The organism is Nocardia sp. NPDC059177 (assembly GCF_042755165.1).
Lineage (GTDB): Bacteria > Actinomycetota > Actinomycetes > Mycobacteriales > Mycobacteriaceae > Nocardia.
Window position 1 is genome coordinate 172460 of the sequence record NZ_JBHZBX010000012.1, and the last position, 24021, is coordinate 196480.

Sequence of the window (24021 nt, forward strand, 5' to 3'; positions counted from 1 at the left end):
GAGGCGAGTGCGTCCGTGCCGCGGCAGCTCAGATGAGCGCCTTCTGCTTACGGATGCGGCGGCGCACATCACGCATCATCGTGTGCGTGCCCGCGAACCGGATGAACTTCGGGATGAAGCGGTTGACGAAGCCGACGAACAGGAACAGGTGCTCGAAGCGGCGCTGGTCCGACTCGCTCCACTCGACGCCCATCTGCTCCTGGAAGTGCGGCGGCAGGAAGCCGGCGGTGAGGAACTGCAGCAGCCCGCCGCCCACGATCCGCAGCGGCCAGGCGACCATCCGCAGATGCAGCAGATCGTCGATGTAGGCACGGAATTCGTCGTCGCACACCACGCCCTTGCAGGCCTCGAGCCAGTACGCGTCGAAGTCCGCGCGGGTCTTGGGCCACATGTCGGGATGCACCTGCAAGGTGGTGCCGAAGGTGTCGGCGCCCTGATAGAAGGCCTCCAGCTCCTCGGCCGACATCTTGCCGTGCAGCATCTGGTGGGTGTCCTCGAAGCCGATGTAGATGGCCGCGGCCACATACATCTGCAGGTGGCGGTCGAAGGCGTTGTACTTGACCTTCGAGCCCGGCCGCGACCTGACCTGACGATGCGCGACATTGACGGCCTCGCGCATGGCCTTCTTGTCCTCGTCGGTACCGAGCACCGCCGTCGCGAGGTAGGCCGCCGTGGTGCGCAACCGCTTCCACGGATGCACCATCAGCGCGCCGGATTCGACCTGACTCTCCATCACACCGGCCGCGACGCCCTGGTGGGCGAACTGCATCGCCACATTCGCCGCGGCGCCGGCGAACATCCAGAAGTCCAGCGAGTCGGCCAGCTGCGCGGGCTTCTTGCGCGGGGAGCGGTAGGTGTCGGGGATGTGGATGCGCACCCGATCGAGCGTCAGTTCCTCGGTGAGCTGCGCCGGTACCGGTGCCCTGCGCTGCGCCGCGACCGGTCCCCCACCGGATCCGGTGACCGGGCACTGCCCGGCCTGCCACTGTGGACCCGGCCCCTCCTCCACGTAGCCTTCGCTGTTCGGATCGCTGTAGTCGGGTTCGCCGGGCTTCGTCGCCGTGGTCATCGTCATCCTTTCCCAGAGGTGTCCGCGCCCCCGGTTGTAGCACTATGTTACCGACGATTCTCACGGTTGGTACGTGGTTTCCACCAAAGTGCCCGCACATAAGTTGGTGTTGGTTCACTACTGCGTCGAGCGTCCGCCCCCGACGAACGGACGCTCGATCAGCTAGATGAGGTTCCGGCCGCGTCCCCGGCGCCTGCGCATGTCGGCAAGATAGAAGTCGAAGGGCTGCATCCGCACCGACTCCGGCATGACCGCCAGGAAGCGCCCCGCCGTGCGCAGCAGCAGCTCGAAGACCCGCTGCCTGCGCGGACTCCAGTCCAGACCCAGTTCGTCGCGGAACCACTGGGGCAGGAACCCGGTGGTGAAGAACCGGTTCGCCCGGCCGAACACGAACCGGGTGCGCCTGCGATACGGACCGAGGCCGACGACCTGGTCGAGCAGGTAGGCCCGCACCTCGCCGTCGAAGGACAGGCTCTCCGCCATCGAGTCCCAGTACTGCGCGAACGCGGCGCAGTCGGCGGGCCAGAGCGCGTCGGGCACCTGCAGCGTCGTCCCGAATCGGGCGCTGTCACGGTACAACTCGTCGGCGAAGTCCTCGTCGAGTTCGCCGTTGAGCCAGGTCAGCGAATCCAGCGTGCCGCGATACAGGCACGCGGCCACCCAGAGCTGCAGCTTCGGGTCGAAGGCGTTGTAGCGGACCGGGCTGTCCGGACCCGAGCGGACCTGACGGTGCGCGGTGCCGACGGCGGCACGGAACGCGGCGCGATCCTGCTCGTCACCGACCATCGCCACGGCCAGATAGGTGAGCGTGGTCCTGGCGCGCTTGACCGGATGCGCGGTGAAACTGCCCGACTCGACCACGCTCTCCACCACGCCCCGGCCGACCGGCGGCAGGCTCAGCTGCATGATCACATTGGCCGGACCGCCGAGCGCGGCGCCGAAGCCGGTGAGATAGCGACGCCTGCGCGCCAGGTCGGCGGCCTCGTCCTGCGGGCTCGCCAGCTGCTCCGAGCGGGTCACGACCGACCCCCGATCACCATTGATGAGAGATTCATACACTCATACTCTCATTGCTTCTTACGGTGCACAACGACCGGCCGGTCAATAAGTTACCGCAGATTCCGTAACCAGCCCTCTGGCGCCGGACTGCGCGAGGTGCTCCACTTGCACTTTCATGTCAATAAGTTACTAACAATTCTCTCACAGGATATGCTCGCTTTCGATGCGTCGGCGCTCGCCCCGACAGCTCTTCCCATCACCCACATCCCCGGAGGTACCCGTGCCGTCCGCCCCCTCCGCGCCGACCGCCGTCGTGCGTGCCGTAGCCGACGCCCTGTCCGCCGCCCTCGTTCTGCACCGGCGCGGCGCGATCGAGTTGCGGCACCCGCTCGAGCTGGTCCGCACCGCGCGCGATGCCACCACCCTCGGCCCCGTCGTCACCACGCTGGCACACGCCACCCGCGGCGCGAGTTCGGCCACCGCGCTCATCGACGACCGCGGACCGATCAGCTTCGAACAGCTCGATCAGGCGTCCAACCGGCTGGCCAACGGCCTCGCCGCCGAGGGCGTCACGCCGGGCAGCGTCCTCGGCGCGCTCTGCCGCGACCATCGCGGCTTCGTCCTGTCTCTGCTGGCCGCGGGCAAGATCGGCGCGCGCATCGTGTTGCTCAACACCGGCATGGCCGGTCCGCAGCTGACCGCGGTGCTCGAGCGCGAACGGATCGGCATGCTGCTGGCCGACGCCGAGTTCGCCGACCTGTTCGACGACCTCCCGGCGGAGCTGCCGATCGTGCTCACCCGCGCCGGCGAGACGAACCCGCGCGGCCTGCCCACGATCCACGGCATCGCGGCCTGGCGCTCGGCCCTGCCGCTGACCCCACCGGCCGACCCCGGCGGCATCGTCGTGCTCACCAGCGGCACCACCGGAACACCGAAAGGTGCTCCGCGCGGCAAGGTTTCACCGTTGCAGTCGGCCCAGTTCCTGGACCGCATCCCGCTGCCCAAGGCGAGCACGATCGTGCTCGCCGCGCCACTGTTCCACGGCACCGGCCTGTCCCAGCTGATCCTGGGCTGGGCGCTGGGCAACACCGTGGTGGTACTGGCTGACCGTTTCGACCCCGTCCGCACCCTGGCCGCGGTCGACCGGCATCGCGCGAGCGCGCTCGTCCTGGTACCGACCATGTTGCAGCGGATCGTGGACCTGGACCCGGCGGTGCTCGCCGAGTACGACACCTCCGCACTGAGGGTCATCTTCTCGGCGGGCTCGGCGCTGTCGCCGGATCTGAGCCGGCGCACCGCACTGCATTTCGGCGATGTGCTCTACAACCTGTACGCCTCCACCGAGGTCGCCGTCGCGGCGGTCGCGACGCCCCAGGATCTGCGCGCGGCGCCGGGCACTGTGGGCCGTCCGCCGGTCGGCTGCCGGGTCGCGATCTACGACGAGAACCGCTGCCGGATCACCACGCCGGGCGTGGTCGGCACCCTGTTCGTGGCCAGTGCGCTCAGCTTCGCCGGCTACACCGACGGCACCGGCAAGGAGATCGTCGACGGCATGCACTCCAGCGGCGATCTCGGGCACTTCGACGAGGACGGCCTGCTGTTCATCGACGGCCGCGACGACGACATGATCGTCTCCGGTGGCGAGAACGTCTATCCGCTCGAGGTCGAGAACCTGCTCGTCGAACGCCCCGACATCCTCGAAGCCGCGGTGATCGGGGTGGCCGACGCCGAATTCGGGCAGCGCCTGCGCGCGTTCGTGGTGCGCGCGCCGGGTGCCACCTGCACCGAGCCGCAGATCAAGGACTACGTCAAGCGCACCCTCGCCCGGCACAAGGTCCCCCGCGAGGTGATCTTCGTCGGCGGGCTGCCGCGCAATGGCACCGGGAAGGTCCTGCGGAACCGGCTGGAAGGCAGCGATCGACGGTGACCCAGCTGCCCTCGCCCCAGCAGCCCGCGGCGGGCGCGCTGCTGCGCGAGCGGCTGGGTGATCGCCGGTTCCTGCTGATGCTGCCGCGCGCGGTCGGCCTGCAGGTCCTGCATCCCGCCATCGCCCCCGCCCTCGTCGAGCACTCACCGATGCGCCTGTGGGAGCACAAGAAACGCGCGGTGCTGCAGATGATCTACCTGGCCTGCGCCGACCACGACACCGCCGCCGCGATCCGCTTCGCGCACGAGCACATCAAAGGTGTCGACGACCTCGGCCGCCGCTATCACGCCCTGCATCCCGACACTTTCCTGTTCCAGCACGCGACGTATGTCGACACGCTCATGACCGCGGCCGAGGTCTTCGGGCCGCCCCTGACCGACGAGTCCAGAGCCGAGCTGTACGACCAGTGCTGCCGGTGGTACCGCAGCTTCGGGATCAGCGATCGCCGGCTGCCGGCTAGCTGGCCGGAATTCACCGCGCACTTCGCCCGGGCCTGCCGCGAGGAACTCCGGATGACCCCGGCCGCACGCGAATTGGCGGGCCAGGTGCTGCGTCCCGATGCCTGGATCGTCCGGCGCGTGCCGACCGGCGTGGTGCGGGCGGTGCAGCACGAGCGCGCCGCCGAGCTCTACGGGCTGACGCCCCGGGCCACGGATACGGCCGCACTGCGCACCTTCGCCGCGGCCACGCGCGCCGGTTCGGCGACGGCACCGCGCCGCATCCGGATCATCTCGCAAGCGCGTCACTGACCCGACCAGAACCATGATGGCCCCGGCGACCACCGGGGCCATCGTCGTCTCTACGTCTCGATCACCTGCCAGAATTATCAGCAACATACATTCACATACAAACGTCTTACCTCAATAAATACCCACTCTGGCAGAGTTCACAGCCAGAATGATCAGTAACTTAACTCTTGCGCTGGGCACCGGAGCATGCCAAGATCGAGTCACCAACGGGGGGGTTGCGGGCCGAAATCCGACGGCCGTTCTTCGAGCACTCCCCGCCGCCGACCACTGCTGCTCGGGCGGACCTGTCACCCCGCTTCCTGAGGAGTCCGATGACCCTTGTCAATTTCAGTGACCGCATCGAGTTCGCCGGCATGCGCCTGCTCGTGCAGAGCCTCGAGGAGGTCGACCGGGCACCGATCTTCCGCACCATGCAGTCCCCGACCACCACACACGTCCAGGTCGGCGGGATGTCGCGAATCATGTTGAGCTCCAACAACTATCTCGGCCTGGCCAATCACCCGAAGGTCGTCGCCGCCACGCACGCCGCGATCGACCGCTACGGCGCGGCAAGTACCGGCAGCCGGGTCGCCAACGGCAGCTACGCCGTCCACACCGAGCTCGAGGCCGAACTGGCCGACTGGCACGGCACCGAAGCGGCGATGATCGTCACCACCGGCTACCAGACCAATGTCGGGACCGTCAGCGTGCTGGCACGGCCCGGCGACACCGTCATCCTGGACTGGTCGGCGCACGCCTCCCTGCACGACGGCGCCAAGCTCTCCGGCGCCGAAGTCCGCCGCTTCGCCCACAACGACCCCGCCGACCTGCGCGAACACCTGACAGCGGCGGCCAGCCGGCCGTGCTTCGTGGTGATCGACAGCGTCTATTCGATGGAAGGCGATGTCGCGCCGCTGGATACGATCGCCGCGCTGTGCGGTGAGTTCGGCGCGCTGCTCATGGTCGACGAAGCGCACGGTGCCGGCATCTTCGGTGCCGACCGCACCGGCGCGGTCGAGCTCTACGGCGTCACCGACGCGGTGGACGTCCGGATGGGCACGCTGTCGAAGGGCATCGGCTCCATCGGCGGCTATGTGGCCGGCCGGCGCGACCTGATCGACTACCTGCGCACCCACGCCCGCGGCTACCAGTTCACCACCTCGGCGACCCCGCCCTCGGTGGCGGCGGCGCTGGCCGCGGTGCGGATCATCCGCTCCGCCGAGGGCGCCGAACTGGCCCAGCGGCTGCTGGTGAACGCCCGCTTCCTGCGCGACGGGCTGCTCGCGCGCGGCATCCCGGTACACGGCGTCACCCCGACACCGTGGGGCACCGAGCTCGTCGGCCCGATCGTGCCGGTCCCGGTCCGCCACGAGGTGGCCCTCATCGAACAGTGGAACGCGCTGTTCGAACGCGGGATCTTCATCGGCATCAGCGTCTTTCCCGGCGTCCGGATGGGGCAACCGCTACTGCGCCTGTGTGTGCAGGCCGAGCACACCGCCGACGATCTCGCGCGTGTCGCCGACGCGATCGCCGAAACCTACTCGCACAGCGAAGAACTCGCCGCGCACTGACCCGCTCCACAACGAAAGAGGAACTCATGGGCACGATCTCGATCACCAAGACCCTCCCCGGCGACCCCGCCGCGCTCTTCGGCACCATCACCAGGCCGCAGACCTGGAAGCACTGGTTCACCATCCACCGCGAATTCGTCGGCGAGGCACCCGAACAGCTCGGCCCCGGCGCGCAGGTCTGCGCGAAGGTCACCATGCTCGGTATGAACGGCGATATCGAGTGGACGGTGCTCGATGTCGAACCCGCCCGGCTGGTCCGGCTCAGCGGGCGGGCGATGGCCGGGCTCACCTGCGCGTTCACCTACGACATCCGGCCGTCGGGCAGCGGCGCCGACATCACCGTCGAGGGCGAGTTCACCGGGCCGCTGATCACCGGGGTCCTCGCCAGGACGCTGGAGAAGCACGGCCGCCAGCAACTCGATCAGAGTCTCGACCAGCTCGCCGCGTTCACCGCGAGCAACTGAGCACCGCACTGTCGAGGAGCACGACGACGTGACGACTTCCGACACCGCGGCCCCCGCGAGCACCGCCTCCCCCGCGCCCGCACCGGGCCGGATCATCGGCGCCCTCGCGGGGGTCGCGATGCGCACCCCCAAGCTCACCCTGCTCGTCGCCGCGGTCGCGCTGCTGCTCGGCGGAGCGTTCGGCGCCACCCTGACCGACAAGCTGTCCGCGGGCGGCTTCGTCGACCCGGCCTCGGAGTCCTCGCGGGCCGCCGCGGTCCTGGTCGACGAGTTCGGGCTGACCAGTATGCAGATGGTCTTCACCGTCACCGGTCCCGACAGCGCGCTCGGCGGCGCCACCGCCGACGCGGGCGGGCGGCTGGCCGACACGCTGCGCACCGACCCCGAGGTGGCCGGTGTGCTCACCCCGTGGGATGTCGGGGCGCACACCGCGGCGTTGGTCAGCCGGGACCGCACGACCGGGGCGATCGTGGTGAGCTTGCGCGGCAGCGACAACGCGGCCATGACCGCCGCGCATCGCCTCGCCGAAACCTTCACCGGCACCGACGGCGCGGTCACCGTCGCCGCGGGCGGACCGGCGCTGGCCTACTACGAGGTCAACCACACCGCGACCGAGGACGGCACCCGCGCCGAGATGCTCACCCTGCCGGTGAGCCTGCTGGTGCTGGCATTGCTGCTGCGCAGCGTGGTGGCCGCCGCGATTCCGGTGGCGGCCGGCTTCGTCGCGATCGGCGCCACCGTGGGCCTGCTGGCCGGGTTGTCGCTGACCTCGGAGGTGTCGGTGTTCGCCGTGAACGCCACCGCCGCCATGGGTTTGGCGCTCTCGATCGATTACGCGCTGCTGATCATCGCCCGCTTCCGCGAATACCTCGACGAGGGGACCGAGCACACCGTCGCGGTCGTGCTCGCCGTCGGCGCGACCGGGCGTGCCGTGGTCTTCTCCGGGCTCACCCTCGCGCTGTCGCTGCTGGGGGCGATGTTCTTCCCGTTGCAGTTCGTGCGATCGATGTCGATCGCCGGCATCGCCGTGGTGGGTCTGTCGGTGCTGCTGGCGCTGACCGTGGTGCCGGCCATGCTGGTGCTGTTCGGGCATCGCGTCGAGCGACGCCGCACACCGGACGGCCCGATCGAACAGAGCAGGCTCTATCGCATCGCGCGCTTCGCTCAGCGCAGGCCGGTCGCGGTGGGCCTGGTCGTGATCACCGCGCTGGTCGGGCTCGGCCTGCCCGCGCTCGGGATGCGGTTCGGGCTGCCCGACGACCGGGTACTGCCCGCCGACAACGCCGTCCACCAGGTGGGCGACACACTGCGCGAAGACTTCGCGGTGCAGCTGGCGGGCACCATCTATCTCGCCGTGCCCGATCTGCCGGTGGATCGCGCCGCCCAGGTCGACGCCTACGCCGCCCGGCTCTCGGCGCTGCCGGGGGTCACGGCCGTCACCGGCAGCACCGGCACCTACCTGATGGGCACCCGTCAGGGGGCGCCCGTGGCGCCGACGCCGGGTCCGGCCTACCTGGCGCTCGCCACCCCGTACGACCCGAATTCCGAACAGGCACAACAGTTGCTGGCAGAGGTCCGCGCGGTGCCCGCACCCACCGGGGTACTGGTGGGCGGGCTGACCCAGCAGAACGCCGACATCGTCGACGGGATCGCGCGCGGCTTCCTGCCCGCACTGGCCTGGATCATCGTCTCGGCCTACCTGCTGCTGTTCCTGATGACCGGCAGTGTCCTGCTGCCACTGAAAGCCATTGTCCTCAACTGTCTTTCGCTGACCGCAGGCTTCGGCGCGCTGGTCTGGGTGTTCCAGGAGGGCCACCTCGGCGGCTTCGGCACCGTGGTCACCGGCGTCACCGTCTGCACGATCCCGATCGTGTTGTTCGCCAGCACCTTCGGCCTGTCCATGGACTACGAGGTGTTCCTGCTGTCGCGGTTCAAGCAGCAGTGGGACGCCTCGGGACGCACCCGTGCCGACAACGACCTCGCGGTGGCCGTCGGCACCGCGCGCAGCGGCCGGGTGATCACCGCGGCCGCGCTGGTGATGGTCATCGCGTTCTCCGGGCTGATCTTCAGCTCGGTGGCGGTGAACCGGATGGTCGGCGTCGGCATGGCATTGGCGATCGTGCTCGACGCGACCGTCATCCGGCTGCTGCTGGTGCCTGCGTTCATGCGGCTGGCCGGCACCTGGAACTGGTGGGCGCCCACCCGGTTGCGTCCCCTGCTGACCAGATTCGAGATCACCCACTGATGACAAGGAGTCACTTCCGATGACCACCCTCACCGCGCCCACCCTGCTCGACCAGGAATGGCGCGTCCTGACCGAATACCTGCCCGCGCTGGCCGAACACCTGCGCGACACCGGGATCGAACAGCTCGAACAGCCCGGCGGCGCCGCCCTGGCGGTGTTCAAGGAGGCGGGCGGCCCCGGCCTGGCGATCCCGCAGAACCTGGGCGGGCTGGGCGCGACGGCCGAGCAGATGGCACAGATCCACCGGGTGCTCGGCTCCCGCGCGCCCTCGCTGGCCGTGGCGACGATGATGCACCACCTGTCCATCGCCACCATCGTCGAGGCCACCGCCACCGGTACCGAGGACGAACGCGCCGCCCTGCAATTCCTCACCGCGACAGGCGCTTTGATTGCCTCCGGGTTCTCCGAGGGCACTCCGGGCGGCGGCAGTGTGTTCACCCCGACCGCGACCGCGGTGGCCCGCGGCGAGGACTATGTGCTCAACGGCCGCAAACGCCCGTGCAGCATGGCGCGCTCGATGGACATCGTGCTGTGCTCGGTGGCCATCGAGGGCGGCGGCCGCGGCATCGCCATGGTCCCGGCCGAGACGCCGGGAGTCAGTGTGCGGCCGTTCTGGGCCAGCCCGGTCCTGCGCGCCGCCGAGAGCGAGGAGATCATCCTCGAGGACGTGGTGCTGCCCGCGCTCGCGGTGGTGGCCCACGACGTGGCCGACCCGACCGGGGAGAACGAGCGCACCGGCTACATCTGGTTCGGCATGCTGACCGTCGCGTCCTACCTCGGCACCGCCACCGCGCTACTGCAACGCTGTCTCGACAGCGGCCGCACCGACCATGCGGCCTTCGCCTCGGCGGTCTCGGCGATCGAAACCGCCTGGAGCGCACTGACTCTCATCTGCCGCGAGTTCGACGCCGGGGTCCGTGGCGACGCGCTCTCGGCCCGGGTGATGCACCTGCGCTACGCCTTGCAGGACACCCTGCCCGGGGTCGGGGCCGATCTGATCGAGGCGATGGGCGGGATGGCCTTCTGCGCGAACTTCGAGGTCGCGTATCTGGCCGGCTGCCTGAACGCCTTCGCGCTGCACCCGCCGGCCCGCAGCAGCATCGCCGGACGATTGTTCGATTTCCACCGCACCGGCGCGTTCCGGCTGCCGGTCGGCGACTGACCGACAATCCGGTGGAAGTCCCTGTGTCGCGGGGACTTCCACCGAACCGGTGTCAGAGCCGTTCGATGATGGTGGCGTTGGCCAGGCCACCGGCCTCGCACATGGTCTGCAGGCCGTAGCGGCCGCCGGTCTGCTCGAGATGGTTGACCATGGTGGCCAGCAGGCGCGTTCCCGAGGCACCCAGCGGGTGCCCGAGCGCGATCGCACCACCGCGCGGGTTCACCCGCTCCGGGTCGGCGCCGAGTTCGTGCTGCCAGACCAGCGGCACGGGCGCGAACGCCTCGTTCACCTCGAAGGTGTCGATGTCGTCGACGGTCAGCGAGACGCGCTCGAGCGCCTTGCGGGTCGCCGGGACCACCGCGGTCAGCATCAGCGTCGGGTCGTCGCCCAGGACGGCGAAGGAGTGGAAGCGGGCACGCGGGGTGAGTCCGAGCTTCGTGGCCATCGCCTCGCTCATGATCAGCGCGGCCGAGGCGCCGTCGGTCAGCGGCGAGGAGTTGCCCGGCGTCACCGACCAGTCGATCTCCGGAAAGCGTTCCTGCATCGCGGGATCGGTGAACGCCGGGCGCAGACCGGCCAGGCCCTCCACCGTGGTGCCGGTGCGGATGGTCTCGTCGGCGGTGAGGTCACCGGCGGCGACCAGCTCGGCGTCGAAGCCACCCGCGGCGGCGGTGGCGGCGGCGAGGCGGTGCGAGCGGGCGGCGAACGCGTCGAGGGTCGCGCGGTCCAGCTTCCAGCGCGCGGCCAGGATCTCCGCGGCGATCCCCTGTCCGATCAGGCCGTCCGGGTAGCGCGCGGCGAGCGGGGCGCGCAGGGAGTCCTTGCCCTGGGTGTTGGAGAACATCGGCGCGCGGCTCATCGACTCCACACCACAGGCGATCGCCACATCGTAGGCGCCCGACAGCACACCCTGGGCCGCGAAATGCACGGCCTGCTGGCTGGAACCGCACTGCCGGTCGACGGTGGTGGCCGGCACCGACTCGGGGAACCCGGCGGCCAGGACCGCGGTGCGGGAGATGTTGTTGGCCTGCTCACCGCTCTGCGTGACACAGCCGCCGATCACATCGTCGACCAGGGCGGGATCGATTCCGGTGCGCGCCACCAGCTCGGCGAGCACCCCGGCCAGCAGGGTCGCCGGATGCACCGACGACAGGCCGCCGCCTGCCTTGCCCCGGCCCGAGGGCGTGCGAACCACGTCGACGATGACTGCGGACATTGTGTTCCTCCTGCACGGTCGCCGACCCTCGGCGACCTCGGCATTAAGTTACCCATGATTCTCGCAGGCGACAACCATGGGAAGGTTTCCGGCCAGGAGCTATAGGCAATCGCCGATGTATGAGATATGTTACCGGTAATTCTCATCACAACCGAGAGAATTAGTAGTAACTTAGCCGAGGTGCACGCTGCGGATCACCGCAGGCTACACGGCGCGGTCCGGGGATCACGGGGAGGATCCACGGACGTCAAGCACCCTTCCCCAAGAATGCTCGGCAACATCATGCGACCGTCAACGACGTCGGCCACCCGCCACTTCGCCCTGGACGGTCCCCGCAGGAAGGAAGACCGTACCGCCATGTTGCGACGGCTGGACAGGTTTCTCAGTTACGAGATGAAGGTGTCGGAGTTCCTCGGCACGCTCATCATCATCGGCATCCCCTACGGCCTCGTCGGGGTCGTCTGGACGCTCACCCACACGAGCCATCTCGGTGACCTGCACGGCGTCGACCTGGTCATGTCGTTCCTCGGCTCGATCGTGTGCTGGCCCGTGCTGCTCTTCTCGAATGTGACGATGACCTGATGATGGCACTGGTCTGGGTCATCGATCTCGTGGTGATCATCGTGAAGATCCTCGGCGGGCGCACACAGGTCAATCCGGTGCTCCGATTCGGCATGTGGCTCGCCGTTCTCTGCGTTCTCGCGCTCGGCCTCGCGGCCGTCGCCGGGCTCGTCGCCCTCCTGCACCACTGACTGACCACGCTCTAGCCACCGAGCACCCACCCCCGCAAGAAAGGATCGGTGCAGCGTGACGCCGCAACCGGCCACCGAACCGTCCGAAGTCGGACGGATCATCGACAGCGCCACCGGGCTCTGGCGACGACACCCCCAGCAGTCCATCGAGACGCTGGGCAGGCAGGTCCTGCTCGGCAGGGCCACGATCGTCCAACTGTTCCTGTCGCTGGTGCGACGGCGATTCCCGTTCCAGGAATTCGTCAAACAGTGCGCGTTCATGGCCAATGTCTCGGCCCTGCCGACCGTCTTCGTCGCCATCCCGGTCGCGGTGGTGGTCTCGATCCAGGTCGGCGCGCTGGTCAACCAGGTCGGCGCCACCACCTTCATCGGCGCGGTGGCCGGGCTCGGCATCATCCGCCAGGGCGCGCCACTGGTCACCTGCCTGATGATCGCGGGCGCGGTCGGCTCGGCCATCTGCGCCGATCTCGGCTCGCGCACCATCCGCGAGGAGATCGACGCGATGAAGGTGATGGGCGTCGATCCGGTGCGCCGGCTGGTGGCGCCGCGCCTGGCGGCGGCGGTGCTGGTCAGCATCCTGCTGTGCGGATTCGTCGTGTTCGTCGGCTTCGCGACCGCGTACATGTTCAACGTCTACGCCCAGCACGGCACGCCGGGCTCGTTCATCAGCTCGTTCGCTTCGTTCGCGGTGGCCAGCGACCTGATGGTCGCGCTGTTCAAGGCGGCGATCTTCGGTGCGCTCACCGCGATCATCGCCTGCGACATCGGCCTCAACACCAAGGGCGGGCCCGGCGGGGTGGCCAACTCGGTCAACTCCGCGGTGGTCACCTCGGCGCTGATGCTGTTCGCCACCAACGTCATCATCACCCAGCTCTACAACAGCTTCTTCCCCTCGAAGGTGGTCTGAGATGGCGGCCGAATACGTTCCGCCGACCCTGCGGCCCGTCCGCGCGCTCGGCAACACCGCGAAGATCCCGGTGCACGCCAATCAGCGCATCGGTCACCAGGCCATCGTCTTCTTCCAGACGCTGCTGGCGATCCCGTTCACCCTGCGCCACTACCGCAAGGAAGTCGCCCGCCTGATCGCCGATGTCGGCTGGGGCAACGGCTCGCTGATCGTCGGCGGCGGCACCGTCGGCGTGGTCATCGCGCTGTGCGCCTTCGGCGGCATCACCGTGGGCATGGAGTCCTACACCGCGCTGAACCTGCTGACCATGGGTCCGCTGACCGGTGCGATCTCCGGCTTCGCCACCACCCGCGAGATCGCGCCGATCCTGGGCACGCTCGCCTTCGCCATCCAGTCCGGCTGCCGGTTCACCGCCCAGCTCGGCTCGATGCGGATCTCCGAGGAGATCGACGCGCTGGAATCCATCGCCATCCGGCCGCTGCCCTACCTGATCACCACCCGGATGATCGCGGCCACGGTCACCATCATCCCGCTCTACACGCTGGGCCTGGCGGTGGCGTATGTGGCGACCAAGCTGTCGGTGCTGTTCCTCGGCGGCACCACCGCGGGCACCTACGACCACTACTTCTTCCAGTTCCTGGTGGGCGGCGATGTGTTCTTCTCGCTGTTCAAAGTGATCGTGTTCGTGCTGATCGCCGCCTTCATCCAGTGCTACTACGGCTTCGTGGCCAGCGGTGGACCCGAGGGCGTCGGCGTGGCGGCCGGCCGCGCCATCAAGATGGTCATCGTCGTGATGGTCTTCACCAATCTCTTTCTCACCCTTGCGATCTGGGGCATCGACCCCGGATTCCGGATTTCGGGATAGGTCGATCGAATGATTCTCGATCCCAGTGGCCGCGGCCCCAAACCCCTGCAGCTCACGCTGGCGGGGCTCGCGGTGATCACCGCGTTCGCGGTCGCTCTGTATCTGCTCGCACTGCGCTACAACGGCGAGTTCTCCGACACCGTCGTGGTCGCCGCCGACCTCACCAGCACCGGCGACGGGCTACCCCAGCGCGCCGACGTGAAGTTCCGCGGCATGATCGTCGGCTCGGTCGGCTCGGTGGACATGGTGAACAAGGGTGAGCGTCAGCGCGCCACCCTCGAGCTGAAACCGGGTCTGGCCGAGACGATTCCGAGCACGGTGACCGCCCGGGTGGTCCCGGACAACATCTTCGGCGTCTCCTCCATCCAGCTGGTCGACAACGGCGCCGCCGAGGAGACCCTGCGCGCGGGTGCCACCATCGCCGAGGACACCAGCGAGGCGACGATCCAGCTCCAGACCACCCTCAACACCCTGCGCGATGTCCTCGACAACATCCAGCCCGAGAAGCTGGGCCGGGTGCTGGCCACCCTGTCGGCCGCGCTCGAACCCAGCGCCCGGGTGCCCGGTTCCACCATCGAGCGGCTCGACGCCTGGCTCACCACCGTGCACCAGATCCCCCAGATCGGCGACCTGCTCGGCAATCTCGGCCGCGCGGCGACCGCGTTGAGCCAGTCGGCACCGGAACTGGTCGGCGTGCTGGCCGATTCGGTGACCTCGGCGCGCACGCTCAACGAGCACCGCGCCCAGCTGGTCGACCTGCTGACCCAGGGCAACGCGACCGTGGACTCGGTGAACGCGCTGTTCGCCGCCAGCCCCGACGCGGGCAAGGAGCTGGTCGCCGGCCTGGACGGGCTGATCGGCGGCATCGCCAAGGACCCCGGCGCCCTGCAGACCATGGCGGCCAACCTCAACACCTCGCTGCGCAAGATGCAGCAGACGTTCAACTTCGGCCCGCGCAGGCAGATGACCTGGCGGATGGATGTGACGTTCACCCCGTTCCAGCAGTACACCGCGGAGGACTGCCCGCACTACGGCGACATGTGGGGCCCGCGCTGCGGTGGCCCGACCGTGCCCGAAGTCGCTCCGCCCCAGGAGTATCCGGCCTCGATGCTGCCGCAGTGGCTCGAGTCCGCCGGGCCTGCCCCGGCGGCGCCGACCGCGGCGATTCCCGGCCTGCCCACGCTGCCCGGGATCACCCTGCCGACGATCCCCGGCCTGCCGGCGATTCCGGGCCTGCCCGCCATTCCCGGCATCAACGCACCGGCCTCGGCCGTGGATCCCGCGCCCGCCACCACCCCGGCGACGCAACCCCGGCTGACCGGCATCTCCGCGGTGTCGGCGCTGGTCGGCGGCAAGCCGACGTTCAGTCAGCTGCTGCTGCTGGGGTCGATCCTGGGCAACACGTCCGTCGTCCCCGATACCGAAGGTGGTGTCCAGCAGTGAAATCCACCAAAGCACTCGTCGGATTCAGCTTCTTCGTCGTGATCGCGACGGTGCTCACCTACACGATCTGGTCGACCCTGCAGCGCAGCGTCCCCGGCAACACCACCAGCTATTCGGCGGTGTTCACCGATGTCCTCGGCCTGCGGGTGGGCGACGACGTCCGGATGGCCGGTGTGCGGGTGGGCCGGGTCGACAAGATCGACTTCACCGAGCACTACACCGCGCAGGTCGACTTCCAGATCGAGTCCCGCCAGCACCTGACCGACACCACCAAGGCCCTCGTGCGCTACCAGAACCTGATCGGCCAGCGCTATCTCGCGCTGGCGCCGGGCACCGAGGCGGGCACGGTGCTGGCGGCGGGCGCGCAGATCCCGATCGAGCGCACCGAGCCGTCCTTCGACGTGTCCTCGCTGCTGTCCGGGTTCGAGCCGCTTTTCAGCGTGCTGCAACCCGATCAGATCAACTCGCTGTCGGAGACGCTGATCCAGGCGTTACAGGGCAACGAGGTGTCGCTGTCGGCGCTGATCACCCAGGCCGCGCAGCTGGCCAGCACCTTCGGTGAACGCGATCAGATCCTCGGCGACGTGCTGACCAACCTCAGCTCGGTGATGGCCGGTCTGGCCAATCGCAGCGGCGAACTGGAGACCCTGATCACCCAGACCCGCAGCCTGATGGACGGGCTCTACGCCGAAGGCGAGTCGCTGAAGAGTTCGGTCGAACGGGTGGCCGGTGCCACCGACTCGTTGGTCTCGCTGATCGGCGCGGTCAAGCCCGGCGTCGCCGACGCGCAGCGCAACGCGACCACCGGCGTGATGATGCTGCTCTACAACGGCGCGGCCCTCGATCGCATCGCGGTCGAGATGCCCGACTTCCTCAACGGCGTCGCCCGCTTCACCCAGTACGGCACCTACGGCAACGCCTACATCTGTCGCCTCGATGTCTCGCTCTGGGGCGTTCTCCTGCCCGAGGGCCTGTTCTCGCAGGTCGGCGGCAATTCGCAATCGGAAGTGTGTCGATGATCGAACTACGGATTCCCTCATTCCTGCGGCAGAACCGGCACCTGCGGCTCGGCCTGATCGCCGGGGCCTCGGTCCTGGTGCTGCTCGGCGCGTCGAGCCTGCTCTCGCAGATCCGGCTCGGTGATGTCACCGTGCACGCCGAGTTCGCCCAGGCGGCCGGGCTGGCGCAGGGCGCGACCGTCGACATCGCCGGCATCGAGGTCGGCGAGGTGCAGTCGGTGAAACTGGTCAACGACCGGGTGGATGTGGCGCTGCGCATCCGCCACGACATCCGGCTCGGCCCCGATGCGCGCGCCGCGATCAAGATGTCGACCATCCTCGGCCGGTTGCACATCGAACTGACACCCGGCAACGGCGAAGGCCTGCCCGACAAGCGGATCAAACTCGAGAACACCTCGGTGCCCTACAACCTGAGCAAGGTCATCCAGGACCCGAAGTACACCTCCTCGTTCGAGCGCATCGAACGGATCGATCCGGAGAAGCTGCGCACCGCGCTCGACGTGTTCAGCGCCCAGCTGGGTGATTCACCGGCGATGGCGGTGCAGGCGCTCGACAGTATCGGCTCGCTGGCCCAGGTGATCAACGCCCGCCGCGACGAGGTCGACACGTTGCTCGAGAGCATGGATCAGGTCTCCCAGCTGGTCTCGGACAACCGCAACAGCGTGCTGGTGCTGCTCACCCGAGGTGAGGCCATCGGCGCCGCGGTCCAGCAGCGGCAGACCCTGCTCACCCAGTTGCTCGACAATGTCGCCGAGATGTCGAAGCTGTTGCAGGACATGGGCATCGAGAACAACGGCGAGCTCGGACCGCTGATCGCGAACCTCAACACCATGACCGACGGCCTGACCAAGAACAAGGAGAACCTGGACCGGCTCTACGAGATCACCCCGGTCACGTTGCGCCAGTTCAACAATCTGCTGGGCAACGGCCCGTACGGCGAGATCTGGGCGCCGTGGATCCTTCCCGACAACTGGCTGTGCTTCGCGCAGGCCGTACAGGGGTGCAACTGATGAGCACAGGAAAGACACGCACGGGCAAACTGGCGGCACTGTGCCTGGCCGCGATGCTCGCCTCGGGCTGTGCCCTGCTGCCCGACAGCATGAACGAACTCGGCAACCGGCTGCTGAGCGAACAGAAACGCATCAGCGCCGACTTCGACAATGTAGCCGGGCTCTACGCGGGCAACGAGGTCGCCATCCTCGGCGTGCCGGTGGGCGTGGTCGACTCGGTGACCCCGCGCGGCAGCTATGTCGAGGTGGTGATGTCGGTCGATCGTGACGTGCGCATCCCCGCCGACGCGATGGCGGCGCTGATCTCCCCGCAGCTGATCACCAACCGCCACGTCGAACTGGCCCCGGCCTACACCGGCTCGGGTCCCGAACTCGCCGACGGCGCGCACATCCCGCTCAGCCGCACCAGGACACCGGTCGAACTCGACCGCATCCTGGCCAATTTCGATCAGCTGGGTGAGGCGCTCAAGGGCAACAACCAGACCGGGCCGATGGCGAGCCGGTCGCTGTTCCCGCTGCTCGACGGCAACGGTGACCGCCTGCGCGAGACGCTCGACCAGCTCTCGGCGGCCTTCGAGGTGACCTTCGCCAACAAGGACCAGATCGCGAACACGATCGTCAAGCTCGGCGAGATCACCCAGATCATCGCCGAGAACGACCAGACGGTCCGTGATTTCAGCGGCCGCATCACCGAACTGGTCGCCCTGTTCGGCCAGCAGTCCCCCGGTCTGCAGGCGGTGCTGGACCAGCTCGACGACTTCATCACCAACACCGCCTCGGTGGTGGGTGAGAACGAGGATCAGCTCGCCGGCGCGCTCAGCAAGTTCGTCGAGATCGCCGCCCAGATGCGGGCCAATGCCCGCAATCTCACCGAGATCATCGATGTCGGGCCGCTGATGTTCCAGAACTTCGACAATGCGATCAGCTACGAGCACCAGGCCCTGCGCCTGCACGGCCTGCTCGACAAGATCGTGCTCGACAGCGAGGTCATCGCCACCTTCTGTGAGCGTGTGCAGATGCGTCTGGACGGCTGCCGCACCGGCAAGATCTCCGACATGGGCCCGGACTTCGGGTTGACCGCCGCGCTGTTGGGACTGACGAAATGACCCTTCGCACCACGCTGACCGCGGCCTGCTGCGCCGCCGCCGTGGCCGCCTCCGCCACCGGTTGCTCGATGACGGTGGCGCAGCTGCCGATGCCCGAGCCCGGCATCGGCGGCCCCGGCTACACCGTGCACGCCACCTTCCGGGACGCGCTCAACCTGCCCGACCGCGCGCACGTCAAGATCGGTGGCACCGATATCGGGGTGGTCACCGGGATCTCGACCACCTCGTTCCTCGCCGATGTCGAGATGATGATCCGCGAGGACATCCAGCTGCCCGAGGGCACCACTGTCGAACTGCGCCAGGCGACTCCGCTCGGCGACATCTTCGTCGCGATGACCCTGCCCAGCGCCGCCGAGGCCGGGCCGCCGCTGCGCGAAGGCGCACGGATCGGTGTCGAGCGGACCGCCTCGGCGGCCTCGGTCGAGCAACTGATGATGTCGGTCTCGATGCTGATCAACGGCGGCGGACTCAACCAGGCCGCCCAGGTCACCGCCGAGCTGAATTCCATCTTCGCGGGCAAGGCACCGCAGCTGCAGCACCTGATCGGCGAGATGACCTCGGTCATCACCGCGCTCAACGAACGCACCGGCGACCTGGACGCGACCCTGTCGGGCCTGTCGGTGCTCACCGGCGAATTGTCCAGGCGCAAAGCCGAACTCGGCGCCGCCGCGGACAGCTTCCCGCAGCTGATCGGGCTGTTCGCCGAGAACAACCAGGCCATCGTCGACCTGATCAACAAGGTCGCGGTGACCATGGACGCCCTCGGCGACTTCAGCCAGACCAACGGGCCGGAGTTCGTCAGCCTGTTCCAGAGCATCCAGAATCTGATGACCGGATTCGTGGGCATGGGCGACGACCTCACCGGGGCCCTCGACGGCTTCCACAATATCTACGGCCCGGTGATGGACAGCCTGCGTGGACCGAACCTCTCGGTCGGGGCGATCATCTCCTACCTCGACATCGGCGCGATCACCGATCCGGCCGGCAGCCGCTGGCCCGACGGCACCGACATCCCCGCCTTCGTCGGCAGCATCACCGACGTGATCGCCAAGGTGACCGGCCGCCTCAACAGCACCCCGCAGCAGCCGCCGCAGGAGGGACCCCGATGAATTCACCGTTGTGGCAGTGGCTGGTTCGCCGCCGGGTCGCGGTCGCCAACCTCGGCCTGGTCGTGGTCATGGTGCTGGGCGGGCTGTATCTGGGCGGGGAGGTCCTGCGGTTCGATCCGACCGGCAAACGTTTCAACGTCACCGTGGAGCTGGCCACCTCGGGCGGTATCACCGTCGGTGCCGATGTGACCTTCCGGGGCGTGCGGGTCGGCCGGGTCGACGACGTCCGGGTCGACGGCACCGGCATCGCCGCCGTCGCCGAGATCGACGAGGGCACCAGGATCCCGCTCGGCGGCACCGTCGCGGTGGCCCGCCTGTCGGCGGCCGGCGAGCAGTACCTGGACTTCCGCCCCGATTCCGACACCGGACCGTACCTGGGCGACGGCGCCGTGGTCGCCCGCGCCGACACCGCGGTGCCGGTGCAGATCCAGTCGGTGCTGGGCAATATGGCCGGGCTGGTCGGCGGCATGAATCCCGAACGGCTCACCGTCATCGTCGACGAGCTCGACAAGGCGCTGGCCGGCGGCCCGGACAGCCTGCGCAACATGATCTCCGGGCTCAGCCGGGCGATGGCCGGGCTCACCGATCTGCTCCCGCAGACCGAGCATCTGCTGCGCAACCTCGAGGTCATCGCCGAGACGACCTCGCACGCCCAGCCGGACCTCGGCACCCTCACCGGTGCGGGCAGCGCGCTGTTCCAGCAGTTCACCGCCGCCGACGCGGAGCTGCGCCATCTGCTCGAGCAGGGGCCAGGTCAGCTGGCCACCCTCGGCGGGTTCGTCTCCCGCACACACAATCCCATCACCGATCTGGTGACGAACTTCGTCGCGATCACCCGGGCGGCCAAATTGCGCCAGCCCGCCATCGAACTGCTGTTCCCCACCCTGAGCCGCTTCGCCGAGGCGGTCGGTGTCCCGGCCCACGACAACGCCTACTTCACCCTCGTCGATCCGTGGCCGCGACCGACCTGCGACTACGACACTGTCCCGATCGTGCCGACCACCCCGACGACCGATACCCGGGTCCGGCTCTACAACTACTGCGTCACCGACAACCCCGCGCTCCAGATCCGCGGCTCGGCCAACGCACCACGACCCCCGGGCCCCGACAACGGCGCAGGCCCGCCGCCGGGTGTGACCGGCGACGAACTGTCCCAGCCCGCGGTGCCCGCACCCCGATAAGGAGTCCCGATGACCAACGACGAAACCACCGACACCACACCGGCAGCCGAGACCGCGACGACCACGGTCGCGGACTCCCCCGCCGCCCCGCGCAAGTGGTGGGCTCTCGACCGCAAGACCCTCGGACTGCGCGGTGCCGCGGCGGTCGTGCTCGGCGCCGCCGTGGCCTCCTCGGTGTACTTCTTCGTGGACGGCAAGGGCAGCGAGGATCTGCTCGCTGCCCACGAGGAGGCCCGCGAGGCCGCCTGCCACTACGGCCCGGTGCTGGCCGACTACGACAGCAAGAACCTCGACACCTACTTCGAGGCCGTACTCGACGGCGCGACCGGCGACTGGAAGAAGCAGTTCGAGTCCACCAGCACCGAACTGCGCGACGCCCTCACCCAGGGCGAGGTCGTCTCGAAGTCCACCGACGTCCAGTGCGCGCTGCGCAGCGGCGACGAACACGCCGCCCAGACGATCGTGGTGATCGGCACGACCATCTCCAGCCTGGGCACCGAGCACCAGGCCAAGCCCGGTCAGCTGTCGATGGTGCTCGACCTGCGCAACGAGGACGGGCGCTGGCTCGTCGAGAAAGTGAACTCCCCGCTGACCACGGCACCGGCCCAGTGACCGAAACCTCCCCTGCGGCCGCCCCGCCGCGCCAGGTCCGGCGCCGGCCGAAGAACCGGCGGGCGCAGATCGCGGCGGAGTCGGCCGCCGCGTTCGGCGCGCACGGCTACCACGGTGTCAGCATGGACGAGATCGCTCGCCGGCTCGGCATCAGCTCCACCGCGCTCTACCGCCATTTCCCGAGCAAGTACGCGCTGTTCCGGGAGGAACTGCTGCGGTTGTCGGGTCTGGCGCTGAGCGCGGTGGAACTGCCCGAGGACGCGGCAGACTGGTCACCGCGCGAGCGTCTCGATCATGTCCTCGACGCGATCATCGTCTTGACCATCACCAACCGGCCCACCGTCGCGCTCGCCCGCTGGGAGCGCCGCTACCTCGAGCCCGACGATTTCGTGGCGTTCACCGAACAGTTCACCACCGCGATCGCCACGGTGCGCGCGCTCATCCGTGAGGTGCACCCCGAGCTCGACGGTTACGACCGGGTGGTCCGCGCCGTCTCGGTCTTCGCGGTGGCCAGCAGCATCGGCGACCATCACACGACCCTGTCGGTGAAGGCCCTCGCCCCACTGCTCAAGACGACCGTCTGGGCGATGATCGACGCCGACCTGTCCCGCCCGCGCGACGAGGCCTCGATCCGCCGCGCCGGCGAGCGGCCGCACCCGTTCAAACACGAGCTGCTGCTGCGCAAAGCGGTGGAACTGTTCCACGAGCACGGCTATCCGAATGTCAGCATGGAGGACATCGCGATCGCGGCCGACCTGTCGGCGGCCTCGGCGGTGTACCGCTACTACCGCAGCAAGAGCGACCTGCTCGCCGCCGCGTTCCGGCGCGCGGCCGACCGGGTGTCCGGCGCGATCGCCCCCGCGATCAGCACCGCCGACACCCCCGCCGAAGCGCTCGGCACGCTCATCGATCTGTATGTCACCGGGTCCTTCGACGAACGGGCGCTGACCTTCGTCTACTACGCCGAATTCACCCACGTGGACCAGGCCGACCAGGTCACCCTGCGGCACCTGCAACAGCTCATCGTCACCGAATGGGCCAGGCTGGTCACCGAGGCCAGACCGGACCTGTCGATCAGCGACGCCAGAATCCTCGTCCACGCGTCGTTCAGCCTGGTGGTCGACCTCGGCCGCACCTTCGGCGACGACGGGATCTGCCCGCCGGAGCGGGTGATCCGCCTGCTGCACGCCATCGCCCTGGGCCGACCGCTCCCGCACTGACCGAATCCGGTGCAGTGGGGCCGCGTGGTCAGGCGATAGCATGGCGGGCAAGATCATCGGGCGGCGCGCGCGCCCGCGAGGAACAAAGGGCAAGACGACGAGCAACCAGGCAGACGACGCACCCTCGGAGGCCCCGGCCCGCAAGGTCCGGCGCAGGCCGAAGAACCGGCGTGCCCAGATCGCGGCCGAATCGGCGGCCGCGTTCGGCGCGCACGGCTATCACGGCGTCAGCATGGACGACATCGCCCGGCGCCTCGACATCAGCTCCACAGCGCTCTACCGGCACTTCCCGAGCAAGTACTCGCTGTTCCGGGAGGAACTGCTGCGCCTGTCCGGCCTCGCACTCACCGCGACCGAACTGCCGCCCGAGGCCGAGGACTGGTCGCCGCGTGCTCGCCTGGACCACGTCCTCGACGCGATCATCAGCCTGACCATCGCCAATCGGCCGACGGTGGCCCTGGTGCGCTGGGAACGCCGCTATCTCGAGCCCGCCGATTTCGACGAGCTCAACGCCCAGTTCACCGCGGCCATCGCCGCGCTGCGCACGCTCATCAGTGAGGTCCGCCCCGAACTGGACCGGCGCGATCTCGCGATCCGCGCTGTCTCGATCTTCGCGGTGGTCAGCAGCATCGGCGACCACCACGCGACCGTGCCGGCGAAGACCCTGTCCGCGCTGCTCACCGCGACGAGCTGGACCCTGATCGACGCGGACCTGTCCCGGCCGGGCAGCACGCCCAAGGCAGGCAAGCAGCGCCACCAGCCGTTCAAGCACGATCTGTTGCTGCGCAAAGCCGTGGAGCTGTTCCACGAGCGCGGCTACCCGAACGTCAGTGTGGAGGACATCGCCACCGCCGCCGATCTGTCGGCCGCGTCCGCGGTGTACCGCTACTACCGCAGCAAGAGCGATCTGCTGGTGGCCGCGTTCCGCCGGGCGGCCGATCGGGTCTCGGGTGCGATCGCCCCCGCGATCGCCGCGGCCGACACGCCGGACGAGGCGTTGGCCACCCTGATCGGGCTGTATGTCGTCGGCTCGTTCGAGGAACGGGCGCTGACCTTCGTGTACTACGCGGAGTTCAGTCATGTCGACCACGCCGATCAGGTGACGCTGCGGCATCTGCAGCAGTTGATCATCGCCGAATGGGCCAAGCTGGTCGTCGCGGCCCGCCCCGAGCTGTCGATGGGTGAGGCCCGGATTCTGGTGCACGCGGCCTTCAGCCTCGTCGTCGATTTGGGTCGCGCCTTCACCGACGACGGAATCTGCCCGCCGGACAAGGTGATCCAGCTCCTGGAGACAATCCTCCTCGGCTGAGTTTTTGGAGCGCTGGCGCGCTCGAGGTTCGCGCCCCCTTGGGTCCCGTCGATCAGGCACCGGGTGTATGTGCTTAGTGTGCACCGGCAACGCGCCAGGGCGGCCGG

At 68.7% G+C, this 24021-nt stretch carries 22 protein-coding genes; 19 read left to right on the top strand and 3 right to left on the bottom strand.

Annotated elements, in window-relative coordinates:
* Positions 1 to 28 precede the first annotated feature (28 nt).
* Together ACFXK0_RS17440 and ACFXK0_RS17445 are read right to left on the bottom strand one after the other, a co-directional pair.
* Positions 29 to 1069 (bottom strand): oxygenase MpaB family protein, encoded by a 1041-nt coding sequence (locus tag ACFXK0_RS17440; protein WP_379411376.1) that lies wholly within the window; start codon positions 1067 to 1069, stop codon positions 29 to 31.
* Positions 1070 to 1231: 162 nt separating this feature from the next.
* Positions 1232 to 2128: an oxygenase MpaB family protein gene (locus ACFXK0_RS17445; RefSeq protein ID WP_379411377.1), complete on the bottom strand. Its 897-nt coding sequence runs from the start codon at positions 2126 to 2128 to the stop codon at positions 1232 to 1234.
* Between the two features lie 220 nt (positions 2129 to 2348).
* Between ACFXK0_RS17445 and ACFXK0_RS17450 the strand changes: the two genes are divergently transcribed.
* From ACFXK0_RS17450 to ACFXK0_RS17475, 6 genes are all read left to right on the top strand, one after another.
* Positions 2349 to 3995 (top strand): AMP-binding protein, encoded by a 1647-nt coding sequence (locus ACFXK0_RS17450; RefSeq protein ID WP_379411378.1) that lies wholly within the window; start codon positions 2349 to 2351, stop codon positions 3993 to 3995.
* Complete coding sequence (locus ACFXK0_RS17455; RefSeq protein WP_379411379.1) at positions 3992 to 4744, top strand: oxygenase MpaB family protein; 753 nt, start codon at positions 3992 to 3994, stop codon at positions 4742 to 4744. The genes ACFXK0_RS17450 and ACFXK0_RS17455 overlap by 4 nt, the downstream gene beginning before the upstream one ends.
* A gap of 311 nt (positions 4745 to 5055) precedes the next feature.
* Positions 5056 to 6294, top strand: coding sequence for an aminotransferase class I/II-fold pyridoxal phosphate-dependent enzyme (locus ACFXK0_RS17460; RefSeq protein WP_379411380.1), 1239 nt, complete (start codon positions 5056 to 5058; stop codon positions 6292 to 6294).
* Positions 6295 to 6320: 26 nt separating this feature from the next.
* Entirely contained in the window at positions 6321 to 6758 is a 438-nt protein-coding gene (locus ACFXK0_RS17465; protein ID WP_379411381.1) for an SRPBCC family protein, read from the top strand.
* 28 nt (positions 6759 to 6786) lie between these two features.
* Complete coding sequence (locus tag ACFXK0_RS17470) at positions 6787 to 9003, top strand: MMPL family transporter (RefSeq protein ID WP_379411383.1); 2217 nt, start codon at positions 6787 to 6789, stop codon at positions 9001 to 9003.
* Between the two features lie 19 nt (positions 9004 to 9022).
* Positions 9023 to 10165, top strand: coding sequence for an acyl-CoA dehydrogenase family protein (locus ACFXK0_RS17475; RefSeq protein ID WP_379411384.1), 1143 nt, complete (start codon positions 9023 to 9025; stop codon positions 10163 to 10165).
* 52 nt (positions 10166 to 10217) lie between these two features.
* On the opposite strand, the gene ACFXK0_RS17480 is transcribed toward ACFXK0_RS17475, so the two are convergent.
* Positions 10218 to 11381 carry a thiolase family protein gene (locus tag ACFXK0_RS17480; RefSeq protein WP_379411385.1) on the bottom strand — a complete coding sequence of 388 codons (1164 nt, stop codon included), beginning with the start codon at positions 11379 to 11381 and terminating at the stop codon, positions 10218 to 10220.
* 357 nt (positions 11382 to 11738) lie between these two features.
* Between ACFXK0_RS17480 and ACFXK0_RS17485 the strand changes: the two genes are divergently transcribed.
* The 13 genes from ACFXK0_RS17485 (at position 11739) to ACFXK0_RS17545 (ending at position 23914) form a co-directional block, all read left to right on the top strand.
* The gene (locus tag ACFXK0_RS17485; protein WP_379411386.1) at positions 11739 to 11963 is read left to right on the top strand and encodes a hypothetical protein; all 225 of its coding nucleotides are present in this window, start codon (positions 11739 to 11741) and stop codon (positions 11961 to 11963) included.
* Entirely contained in the window at positions 11963 to 12133 is a 171-nt protein-coding gene (locus tag ACFXK0_RS17490) for a hypothetical protein (RefSeq protein ID WP_379411387.1), read from the top strand. Before ACFXK0_RS17485 ends, ACFXK0_RS17490 begins: the two co-directional genes overlap by 1 nt.
* A gap of 97 nt (positions 12134 to 12230) precedes the next feature.
* Positions 12231 to 13040: an MlaE family ABC transporter permease gene (locus tag ACFXK0_RS17495; protein WP_379411404.1), complete on the top strand. Its 810-nt coding sequence runs from the start codon at positions 12231 to 12233 to the stop codon at positions 13038 to 13040.
* A gap of 1 nt (position 13041) precedes the next feature.
* Positions 13042 to 13905: an ABC transporter permease gene (locus ACFXK0_RS17500; RefSeq protein WP_379411388.1), complete on the top strand. Its 864-nt coding sequence runs from the start codon at positions 13042 to 13044 to the stop codon at positions 13903 to 13905.
* Positions 13906 to 13914: 9 nt separating this feature from the next.
* Complete coding sequence (locus ACFXK0_RS17505; RefSeq protein ID WP_379411389.1) at positions 13915 to 15348, top strand: MlaD family protein; 1434 nt, start codon at positions 13915 to 13917, stop codon at positions 15346 to 15348.
* Positions 15345 to 16367 (top strand): MlaD family protein, encoded by a 1023-nt coding sequence (locus ACFXK0_RS17510; RefSeq protein ID WP_379411390.1) that lies wholly within the window; start codon positions 15345 to 15347, stop codon positions 16365 to 16367. Before ACFXK0_RS17505 ends, ACFXK0_RS17510 begins: the two co-directional genes overlap by 4 nt.
* Positions 16364 to 17377: an MCE family protein gene (locus ACFXK0_RS17515; RefSeq protein WP_379411392.1), complete on the top strand. Its 1014-nt coding sequence runs from the start codon at positions 16364 to 16366 to the stop codon at positions 17375 to 17377. The genes ACFXK0_RS17510 and ACFXK0_RS17515 overlap by 4 nt, the downstream gene beginning before the upstream one ends.
* Complete coding sequence (locus ACFXK0_RS17520; RefSeq protein ID WP_379411393.1) at positions 17377 to 18483, top strand: MCE family protein; 1107 nt, start codon at positions 17377 to 17379, stop codon at positions 18481 to 18483. Before ACFXK0_RS17515 ends, ACFXK0_RS17520 begins: the two co-directional genes overlap by 1 nt.
* Complete coding sequence (locus ACFXK0_RS17525; RefSeq protein WP_379411394.1) at positions 18480 to 19592, top strand: MCE family protein; 1113 nt, start codon at positions 18480 to 18482, stop codon at positions 19590 to 19592. The genes ACFXK0_RS17520 and ACFXK0_RS17525 overlap by 4 nt, the downstream gene beginning before the upstream one ends.
* Positions 19589 to 20773 carry an MCE family protein gene (locus ACFXK0_RS17530; protein ID WP_379411395.1) on the top strand — a complete coding sequence of 395 codons (1185 nt, stop codon included), beginning with the start codon at positions 19589 to 19591 and terminating at the stop codon, positions 20771 to 20773. Before ACFXK0_RS17525 ends, ACFXK0_RS17530 begins: the two co-directional genes overlap by 4 nt.
* A gap of 9 nt (positions 20774 to 20782) precedes the next feature.
* Positions 20783 to 21385, top strand: a complete 603-nt coding sequence (locus tag ACFXK0_RS17535; protein WP_379411396.1) for a hypothetical protein — start codon at positions 20783 to 20785, stop codon at positions 21383 to 21385.
* Positions 21382 to 22605 carry a TetR/AcrR family transcriptional regulator gene (locus ACFXK0_RS17540; RefSeq protein ID WP_379411397.1) on the top strand — a complete coding sequence of 408 codons (1224 nt, stop codon included), beginning with the start codon at positions 21382 to 21384 and terminating at the stop codon, positions 22603 to 22605. The genes ACFXK0_RS17535 and ACFXK0_RS17540 overlap by 4 nt, the downstream gene beginning before the upstream one ends.
* 40 nt (positions 22606 to 22645) lie before the next feature.
* Positions 22646 to 23914: a TetR/AcrR family transcriptional regulator gene (locus tag ACFXK0_RS17545; protein ID WP_379411398.1), complete on the top strand. Its 1269-nt coding sequence runs from the start codon at positions 22646 to 22648 to the stop codon at positions 23912 to 23914.
* Positions 23915 to 24021 lie beyond the last annotated feature (107 nt).